Annotated in this window: 12 protein-coding genes; all 12 read left to right on the forward strand. The window is 65.6% G+C overall.

From position 1 onward, the window contains the following. Positions 1-6: 6 nt before the first annotated feature. Entirely contained in the window at positions 7-378 is a 372-nt protein-coding gene (locus BN4251_RS09935; protein ID WP_140398423.1) for a hypothetical protein, read from the forward strand. 18 nt (positions 379-396) lie between these two features. After that, positions 397-798 carry a hypothetical protein gene (locus tag BN4251_RS09940; RefSeq protein ID WP_087484924.1) on the forward strand — a complete coding sequence of 134 codons (402 nt, stop codon included), beginning with the start codon at positions 397-399 and terminating at the stop codon, positions 796-798. Continuing rightward, complete coding sequence (locus BN4251_RS09945) at positions 798-1133, forward strand: hypothetical protein (protein ID WP_087484925.1); 336 nt, start codon at positions 798-800, stop codon at positions 1131-1133. The genes BN4251_RS09940 and BN4251_RS09945 overlap by 1 nt, the downstream gene beginning before the upstream one ends. Continuing rightward, a complete protein-coding gene (locus BN4251_RS09950; RefSeq protein ID WP_087484926.1) occupies positions 1133-1426 on the forward strand; it encodes a hypothetical protein in 294 nt (97 codons plus the stop codon). The genes BN4251_RS09945 and BN4251_RS09950 overlap by 1 nt, the downstream gene beginning before the upstream one ends. Before the next feature lie 4 nt (positions 1427-1430). Next, the gene (locus BN4251_RS09955; protein WP_087484927.1) at positions 1431-1868 is read left to right on the forward strand and encodes a hypothetical protein; all 438 of its coding nucleotides are present in this window, start codon (positions 1431-1433) and stop codon (positions 1866-1868) included. Between the two features lie 2 nt (positions 1869-1870). Then, complete coding sequence (locus BN4251_RS09960; protein ID WP_087484928.1) at positions 1871-2461, forward strand: phage tail tube protein; 591 nt, start codon at positions 1871-1873, stop codon at positions 2459-2461. A gap of 76 nt (positions 2462-2537) precedes the next feature. Beyond that, on the forward strand, positions 2538-2720 hold the full coding sequence (locus tag BN4251_RS09965) for a hypothetical protein (protein ID WP_087484929.1): 183 nt from the start codon (positions 2538-2540) through the stop codon (positions 2718-2720). Between the two features lie 134 nt (positions 2721-2854). Next, the gene (locus tag BN4251_RS09970; RefSeq protein WP_087484930.1) at positions 2855-3166 is read left to right on the forward strand and encodes a hypothetical protein; all 312 of its coding nucleotides are present in this window, start codon (positions 2855-2857) and stop codon (positions 3164-3166) included. Then, positions 3121-3555: a hypothetical protein gene (locus tag BN4251_RS09975; RefSeq protein WP_087484931.1), complete on the forward strand. Its 435-nt coding sequence runs from the start codon at positions 3121-3123 to the stop codon at positions 3553-3555. The genes BN4251_RS09970 and BN4251_RS09975 overlap by 46 nt, the downstream gene beginning before the upstream one ends. A gap of 35 nt (positions 3556-3590) precedes the next feature. Further along, complete coding sequence (locus tag BN4251_RS09980) at positions 3591-7922, forward strand: phage tail tape measure protein (protein WP_140398424.1); 4332 nt, start codon at positions 3591-3593, stop codon at positions 7920-7922. Positions 7923-7925: 3 nt separating this feature from the next. Next, positions 7926-8795 carry a hypothetical protein gene (locus BN4251_RS09985; RefSeq protein ID WP_087484933.1) on the forward strand — a complete coding sequence of 290 codons (870 nt, stop codon included), beginning with the start codon at positions 7926-7928 and terminating at the stop codon, positions 8793-8795. A gap of 13 nt (positions 8796-8808) precedes the next feature. Next, on the forward strand, positions 8809-9541 hold a 733-nt coding region (locus BN4251_RS09990; protein ID WP_140398425.1), incomplete at its 3' end, for a hypothetical protein.

Consider the following 9541-nt stretch of genomic DNA (forward strand, 5'->3'; position numbering starts at 1 on the left):
TACCGAATGAAGGCTGTGACTGCGGTCGTCAAGGTCGGCGGGACTGAGAAGTACCTGCACAGGGGTTCGATCGTCCCCTCGGCCGCGACCAATGTGGAGCACCTGCTCGCTGTGGGGCTGGTCGAGGAGGTCAATCTCCTCCCATCCGACGTGGCGGAGGTGGACTCTCGCGAGGAGGTTTCTGGCGAGCAGAGCGGCCCCGAGGTTCTGCAGTCCTCTGATGAGGATCTTCCGGAGCCTCCGGCTAAGGCAGGTCCCGGGTCCAGTGCCGAGGCGTGGCGGAACTACGCCAGCGCGATTGGTGTCGAGGTGTCGGGCAACGCTGACCGTGCTGAGGTCATCGCGGCGCTCGAGGCCGCAGGCAAGCCGACCGAGTGACGATGGGAGGGGGCGAGCATGGCTGACCTGCTCACCAGTGATGATCATCAGCTGGTCCCGGGGCTCGCGGAGCCGTGGCTGTCGATCTTCTTCGACGCCGCGAACTCGGCGGTCTCCAGGCTCGCCCCCTGTCTCACCGGCCCTGACGCGGACTCTGGACGCCGTGCTGAGGCGAAGCTGGTCGTGCTGCGCGCGATCGAGCGGGTCCGGCAGACACCGGAGTTCGTGCGCTCGCAGACTGCGGGACCGTTCTCCGTCACCTACATCACCAGCGGCCGCGGCGTCCTCGACAAGGAAGACCGCGCTGTGCTCGCCGGCCTGTGCGACGCCGTGCCCGCTGGAGGGGCTCGCGCATCGTTCCCTGAGCCGGACTGCTACGACGACCTGTTCGCCCGTCCACGCCACGTCAGGGGGCTGTGATGGCCTGGTCCAGCATCGACCAGGTCCGCCACCATCCCCATCTCGGTTGGGTCGAGAACGACCGCGGTGAGGAGAAGGAGACTTGGGGGCCATGGGTTGACGTGCCTGACGGCGTGTGGGCGCCGGGCTCGACGAGTGAGGACCTCGCTGAAGGGCACCGGATCGAGTCTGCGGGCACGCTGATCTTCCAGCGCGCTTTCGTGTACTCGGAGTTTGACGAGTTCAAGGTCAACGGCACCACTTACCAGGTCGTTGGGCATGCCTCAACGATCCGCCGGAACCCGTTTACCGGGACGGTGATGGGGACCGATATCGCGCTGAAGGCGGTGATCTGATGGTCAACATCAAGGTGGAAACCCAGCTGCGCTTCAACCCGGCAGCGATCCGGAAGATCCTCACCGACCCGCAAGTGTTCGCCGACATGAAGCGGCGCGCCGACGCGATCGCTGCTGGCGCGAACGCTGGCGTAACGAAGGATCGCCCCACCGAAGAGGACCCGTACCTCGCGACCGAACTAGTGCTCGAGGAGCCCCGCGCCGCGGCGTCGGTCATCACGCGCACACAGCGCGGGAAGCGGGACAACCTCCGGAGGGGAACGCTGCTGAAGAACCTCGACAAGGGCAGGTGAGGCGATGCCTTACCCCAGCATCGGCAACGGGATCCGGGGGGTCGTGTTCCCCGACCCTGTCGTCGCCGTTCGTTCCTGGGTGCGGCGCGCGGGGCTCTATCAGCGGGTGTATCCGCGTCTTCCCGAGAAGCATCTTGAGAAGCGTCCGTTCCTGATCGTGAACGAGTCCGGTGGGTCCGGCCCGCACGATCGGGTGTTCACGCGGGTTCGGCTTCAGTTCGAGTGCTGGCATGAGGACTCCGACGATTCCTCCAAGGCGGCGCGCTGGCTGGCGTCACTGCTGCTCGTCTGGGACGAGTACGAGGACGTGTGGAACCCACGCATCATCCAGGACCCCACCGATATGCCGGACCCCGATACCGGGTCTCCGGTGCACAGGCTCGCCGCCGAAGTCTCCTTCGTCGGTGAGGAACAAGAAATCCTCTCAACAGAAGGAGCATGACCATGGCTGAGGGTAATCTCGCAGTCTCCGCTGCCAAGCCGCTTACTGCGCGCGGCGGCATCCGCAAGGCCCCGATGGGCACTACCCTCCCGACCGACGCGGTCGCGGAGCTCGACGAAGCGTTCGCGCGCATGGGCTACGTGACCACCGACGCGGTCACCCAGACCACGAACCGTTCCGCCGAGGACGAGTACGCGTGGGGCAACGTCGTTGTCGACACTCACGAGACCGAGTACGGCGTCGTCCTCACGTTCACGCTGATGGAGTCCTCCAACGCGGAGACCCTGAAGGCCATCGTGGGCGACGAGAACGTGATCGTGACGCCCGCGACCGCGGAGCACGGCAACCAGATCGAGGTGCGATGGAAGTCGGGCCTGCCGGCGAAGGCGGCGTGGGTCATCGACATGCTCCGCGTCAAGGGCGGGACGCAGCGGAAGGTCGCACCTTCCGCGCAGCTCGTCTACTCGGGCGATGTGCAGTACGTCGACTCCACCTCGATCAAGTACTCGGTGGAGCTGCGCTGCCACACCGACGAGAACGACGTCCCGGTCTACGACTACTTCGACGATGGTGAGACCACGCTGGGGGGATGAGTGCCCGCTACGCGGCCCTCTACTGACTGAGGGCCGCGTAGCGGCTGCCCCACGCCCTTGACCGGAAGGAGCCTTCATGGCTGATGCCTGGACCGTCCCCCTGCCCGGCCCCGCAAGCGCGGGCGCAAACACCCATCTTCAGGACCATGACGCGCTCACAGCCGCGATCACGGAACTGCGAGACACAGTCGAATCGCTGACGTCGGTAGCGGAGGCGCTTGAGGCACGGATCGGCGAGCTCGAGCATCTTCTCGACTGACCCCCTCTGATCGACCTGGTCCCGGTCCCCTCGGCTCGCCGGGGCCAGGTCTCCGCTTTCGAAGAGCCGAGCTATTCGCGGCACCCCATGCCCTGGGGTGCCGTTCCCTTTTCCGCACTATGAGGAGCCGAACCATGGCTGAGCCGAAAGCCAAGAAGAAGCAGTTCACCCGCAAGAAGAAGGTCATTTTCGACCGCGTCCGCTTCACCGTCCCCGAGATCTTTGGAGAGGACGAGGAGTTCGACCTGCCGACGATGCGGCAGATGCCCCTCGGTATCGAGCGGACCATGCGCACTGAGCCCGACAAGTTCTTCGCCTGGGTCATCGAGCACTCCACTGACGAGGAGGCCGAAGCGATCGACTCTCTCGTCGGTGACGAGTCGATGATCTTCATGGATGCGTGGAAGAAGGCGTCGGGTCCTGCCTCGGGGAAATCCAAGCGCTGACTGAGATCTACGAGGAGCACCCCACCGCAGTCGAGGCAACGCTTCTGGCTGCCGGGCTGCGGTGGCGTGACCTCGAGGATCCAGTCAGCACCGGCACTGACTGGGGTGACGTTGCTGCTGTGCTGGAGCACGCGCCGTGGGATGCCCCTATCCGGCGAGCGGTGAACCCGAAGGACTGGCCGTGGAACGACCCGGCCCGCGACCTCCTCGCCGGGATCGTTGACGAGCTCCGCACGCTTCAAGCGCTCATCGGGAACCTATCGGGCGCGAAACCTCACCAGTTCCCCGAGCCGATCAAGCGACCTGTCACCGCTGGCGGTGAACATGCGGGGGCTATCGAGACTGGCGAGGCGACGCTTGAAGAGATCGACCGAATTCTCGGGTGGTGACCCCACCCTATCCATCACGGGAAGGGGTGGGGTTCGTGGCTGCAGCGGTTGAACTGGCGACCGCCTATATCACGGTGGCGGCGGAGGGGAGCTCTCTCGCGCCCTCGTTCGCGCGGTCATTCCGTGCTGTCGAAAAGGTCGCTGGCGACTCGGGCAAGCGGATGGGCAGGTCCCTCACGGGCCAGGTGTCGAAGGCGACCGAGAGCGACGTCAAGAAGGCGAAGGAAGCCTACGAGCAGGCGTCGAAGAAGGTCACGGCCACCGCTGAGTCTCAGGCGACGAAGGTCGAATCTGCGCGCCGCAAGGAAGAGATCGCCCAGGCGAAGGTCACCGAGGCGCTGGCGAAGTACCCGAAGGAGTCGTCGCAGGTTCTGGCCGCGCAGGACCGCCTCGCGCTCGCGTCGCAGAAGGTCGAGTCTGCTCAGCGCGAGCAGCAGTCCGCGATGGACCGCGCGAATCGCGAGCTTGACGAGACCACCCGGTCTCTGCGCGACACGGAGAGAGCTGCGGAGTCTGCGGCGACTCCGTTCCAGCGCCTGGGCGACCGAGTGAAGTCTGCTCTGAAGGGTGATTTCAAGGGCGCTTTCAAGCCGGTAGAGCGTGAGGGCGAGGATGCCGCCTTCGAGATCGAGAAGGATTTCAAGGCGTCCGGCGATGATTCCGCACAGGGGTTCAGCAGCAGCTTCAAGGCTGGGATCGCAGGATTCGCTGGCGGTGTCATTGCCACGATCGGCATCGACAAGCTCAAGCAGGCCGGCGGCGCGATCTGGGAAATCGGTGCGTCGTTCGACGACATGGCTGACACGATCCGTGTCGGCACGGGCGCGTCCGGTGCAGCGTTCGAGGACCTGCAGGCGTCGGCGAAGAACATCGCTTCCACCATCCCGGCCGACTTCTCGACCGTCGGCACTACGGTGGCGGACCTCAACACTCGTCTCGGCATTTCCGGGGACACGCTGGAGAAGGTTGCTTCCCAGTACATCCAGGCGGGGAACATTCTCGGCGAAGAGGTCGACGTGCAGTCGACGACCGCCGCATTCTCGGCGTTCAAGCTCGAGGGTGACGCGGTTTCCGGAGCGATGGACACGCTGTTCCGCGTCTCTCAGGCCACAGGCGTCGGGTTCAACGAGCTCGCCGGATCGATCCAGTCGAACGCTCCCGCGCTGCAGAACCTCGGATTCTCGTTCGAGGACACCGCCTCGATGGTCGGCCTGCTCGACAAGTCGGGCCTGAACGCTGACCAGGTGATGTCGAGCCTGTCGCGGTCTCTGGTGAATCTCGCGAAGGACGGGGAGGAACCCGCTTCCGCGTTCAACCGGGTGACCGGTGAGATTCAGGGGTTCGTGGACGCGGGCGATATCGCTGGCGCGACGGATCTTGCGTCGAAGGTGTTTGGCACCCGTGGAGCGTCCCAGTTCGTGGGCGCGCTCCAGTCCGGGAAGCTGAACATGGAGGACCTGCAGTCAACTGTGGGCGCGACCGGGGACACCATCCTCGGCCTCGGCGAGGAGACCGCGGACTTCCCCGAGAAGTGGCAGGTCTTCAAGAACAAGGCCCTGCTGGCGCTCGAGCCCGTCGGGAACGCACTGTTCGCGCTCGGTGGCGACGCGATGGGTGCTCTCGCTGACTGGGTGGAGAAGATCGACTTCACCCCCATCGCTGACGGGATCGACTCTGTCGTTGACGGAGGGAAGGCTATCTGGGACATCCTCGTCAACGGGGATTTCAATGGTGGCCTGTTCGGACTGTCTGAGGACTCCGGCACCGTCGATTTCCTGTTCAACCTTCGGGACGCCGCTATCTGGCTGTGGGAGAAGGCGCTCAAGCCCCTTGGCGATTGGATCGCTGACCACGGGAAAGATATCGCCGTGTTCTTCGCCGGGTTCGGCGGGTCACTGCTTGTCGCTGGCCTGATCGCGCTCGGTGGAGCGATCGGTGGCGTGATCGCGTCGATCTCGTGGATACCTCTCGCTATCGGTGCCGCAGTCGGTGCGCTCACGTGGTTCTTCACCCAGACCGAGGTGGGGAAGAACATCCTCTCCGCTGTCGTGGACTGGATGGTGAACACGGCTTGGCCAGCCATCAAGCAGTTCGGGATCTGGATCGCGGACGCTGCGGTGTGGCTGTGGCAGAACGTTCTCGCTCCGGCCTGGTCCGGGATCAAGACCGTGATCGCCGCGACGGTCGATTGGCTGGTGAACACGGCGTGGCCGTTCATCAAGGGTGTCTGGGACGCGATCGCGGGTGCCGCGATGTGGCTGTGGCAGTCCGTGATCCAGCCCGTGTGGAACGGGATCAAGACCGCGATCGCAATCGCAGTCACCGCGATCAGCGTCTACATCGACCTACTGAAGTGGTACTTCAGCAACGTCATCGCCCCCGTCGCGATGTGGCTGTGGGACAACGTCATGAAGCCCGTCTGGAATGGGATCAAGACCGCCATCTCAGCCGTCGTCACATGGTTCCGAGACACTGCCTGGCCGATCCTCTCCACCGTGATCTCCTGGATTTCCACGAAGTTCGATCAATTCAAGACCGGCCTCGGCATCATCTGGGACTTCATCAAATCGCGAGTGATCAGCCCTGTGATCGCATGGTTCCAGAACACGGCCTGGCCGATCATCTCGACGGTTCTCGGGTACATCAAAACCGGGTTCAACGTCATGCGGGACTCGTTGAAGAACGCATGGTCGTTCATCAAGGACACCGTGATCGCGCCGGTCGCGAACTGGTTCCGCGACACCATCGGGCCGCTGTTCGACCGGGTGACCGGAGGCATCAAGGACGCCTTCAACACGATGAAGAACGCCGTAAAGAAGGCGTGGGAAGGTGTCCGCGACACCGCGAAGGTGCCCGTCGAGTTCGTGGTCAACAAGATCATCAACGACGCGATCATCGGGAACTACAACGACGTCGCGACCACGTTTGGGCTCGACTCGATCGACGACGTCAGCCTCCCGGCAGGGTGGCGCAGCGGCGGCATCCTGCCCGGCTACACCCCCATTCATCGCGGGGACGACGTGCTCACACCGATGCGCTCCGGCGAAGGTGTCCTCGTCTCCGAGGGGCTGCGGGATAGCGCGAGCCGCCGGGCGTTCCTTGGCGCGAACGAGGCTGCTAAGCGGGGGATCTCCTTCGCGGACTTCCTCGGCTCCGGGTACGCCGGTGGCGGCCTTGTGAAGCTGCGTATGCCGTTCGCGGGCTCCTACCCGCGCGGTGACGGTTTCGGTGCACGCGGTGGCGCTCACAAGGGCATCGACTGGCCGATGCCTTCGGGGGCGATCCTGAAGGCGGTCGGTGCTGGCACGGTTTCGCATACGTGGAATCCTGCTGCTGGGCGGAAGCTTGAGCTTGCAATCGGTGACGGGCTTGTCGCCGGTTACCATCACCTGTCCAGCTACATCGCGGGGCAGGGATCGAGTGTGGCGGCGGGCGCGAACGTTGCGCGTGTCGGCAACACTGGCCGCTCCTCGGGTCCGCATCTCCACTTCTCGCTCCGCCGAGATGGGAAGTACGTTGACCCGCTCCCCTACCTCGGCGCGGGCGGTGAGGCAGGCAGCGGTGAAGGTGGCTGGTGGAACCCGTTCACCAGTCTCTGGTCATCGTTGAAGGACAAGGTCCGTGAGGGCGTTGGCGACAACGCGTTCGGTGATCTGCTGTTCGAGCTGCCGAAGAAGATCATCGGCGGCGCGAAAGACTGGGTGACGGACAAGATCACGGCGCTCGGCGACTGGGCGTCGGACACGGTCGACACTGCGGGCGGGTTCGCCCGCTGGTCACCGGTCGCGACTCAGGCACTGGTCCGTGAGGGCCAGTACGGGCCGCGCCGGTTCTCGGCGCTGATGCGTCGCATGAACCAGGAGTCCGGATATGACCCCCGGGCGATCAACAACTGGGATTCCAACGCGAAGGCCGGAACCCCGTCGAAGGGTCTGATGCAGGTCATCCAGCCGACGTTCGATGCGTACCGGGACCGGTCCCTTTCGAGCGACATCTACGACCCGCTCTCCAACATCGTTGCCAGCATCCGCTACACGCTGGCGCGATATGGAGACCTCGAGCGTGGGTGGAACCGTCCAGGTGGCTACGCCCTCGGCGGGATCGTCAACGGTGGCATCTACGACACCGGTGGTGTTCTCGACTCCGGCGAGTTCGCGATGAACTTGTCCGGCAGGCCTGAGGTCGTGCTGAACCCGAGCGAGTCCCGGGCGTACATGGCCGGTCAGGCCTCGACCGGGGCGCCGGTCGGTGGGGACACGATCAACATCTACCCGGAGACCGACAAGGTGCCGGAGCTGATGACGGAACTGGCCTGGGCACAGAGGACGCAGCGGAATCGCCGCGGCCGGTACAGGGTAGGGAGGTGACGCGTGTTCTTCGAGTTCCAGGGCCTCCGCGTGGGCGGGAGGGATCTTCCGCTCATCATCGAGGAGTACGAGTCCACGCTGGGGAATCTGCGCACTGGTGATGCAGAACGACCGCTCACCGGTGGGCATCGCCCCGGCAGGGACTTTCAGGACTCGGGGGAGCTCACGTTCACCTTGATCACTGGCCCTAGCGTCCGCGGCTATTCGACCACGGTCGACACGGTCGAGGGTGCGCTCGCTGCCTGGCGTGGCACGCTGGATGCGCCTGCTGGGGTGATGTTCCCGTTGGTGGTCGAATGGGGGGATGGGCGGCGCCGGGTCTACTACGGCCGTCCGGGCCGCTCATCCTCTCCTGATTTCGATCGTTACGCCGATCAGGGCCACATGACCCTGGTCCTCCAGTTCCGGGTGCTGGATCCGTTCGTGTACGACACCATCCCGACCGGGGCGACGATCTCGGTCGTGCCCCGGTCGCTGGGCGGGATCATCGCCCCGATCGTCACGCCGGTGACGACGACGATGACCTCGGGGGTGGAGTATCGGATGCTCACCGTCGGCGGTGATGCGCCGGCGCCGCTACGCGTCACCTTCCACGGCCCGGCCCGCGACCCGCGAGTCACGGTCGGTGGCGTGGAGGTCGGGGTCGTCGGCGAGATCGCCTACGACGAGAACGTGATCGTCGATGGCCGCACCAGGTCTGTGCACCTCGATGACGCCGCGCAGACGCCGGCGGGGCACCGCCTCTCCCGCGGCTCGCGCCTGGACCTCCTTCGAGTGGAGCCGGGTGTGCACGAGGTCGCTTTCACTGCCACGGACCGCACCGGCACCGCCCGGGTCACGGTCGAGGCGACTCCCGCTTACTACCACCTCTGAGGAGGTCCATCTGATGGCAATGGAACGCGTCCCCTACCTCGTAGGTGGGGGTTTCGAGCACTCCGCTGAGGTGATGCGCGCGGCGCTCGCCGCGGCGACGTCGGGTGCGGAGGGTCTGGTGAATGCGGGGGACTTCAAGGTCACGCCGACCGCGGTGCCGGGCACGAACGTCGCGGTCGCGCCGGGCAACGCGCTGATCCGCAACTCCTACGGCGGTGGCGGTGCGCAAACGTACGCGGTGCGCGCGCCGTCGCAGACGCAGCTGCCGATCCAGGCGACCGGCTCGGCCGGTGCCCGCACGGACCTGGTCGTGGCCCGGGTCGATGACCCGACCTACGGTGGTGGGGCGTTCGACCCCGCCACGTTCGAGGCCGCGCGCTTCGAGGTGATCCGGGGCGTCCCAGCCTCGACCCGTACGGCGGCGGAGCTGGGCCTGTCCTACCCGGCGATCGCTCTCGCCAGGGTGACGCTGCCGGCGTCGACGGGCACGGTCACGGCCGGGATGATCACGGACCTGCGCGCCCTGGCGCAGCCGCGGAAGGAACGCCACCTGTACGTCCATCCGATGACGCAGGCGGACGGGATCGTGCGGATCGTGAACCGCAGGGACATCGGTGATTGGTGGCCGAACCCGGACACCATCACGGGCTGGCGCATCGATGTGCCCGAGTGGGCGCAGCGCGTGCGGATCATCGGCCAGGCCGGTGGTGTGCTGATCCGCCGCGGCTCCGCGAACGCGTGGGGCC

Origin of the sequence: Brachybacterium massiliense (genome assembly GCF_900184245.1) — a bacterium.
In the GTDB taxonomy this organism is placed as follows: domain Bacteria; phylum Actinomycetota; class Actinomycetes; order Actinomycetales; family Dermabacteraceae; genus Brachybacterium; species Brachybacterium massiliense.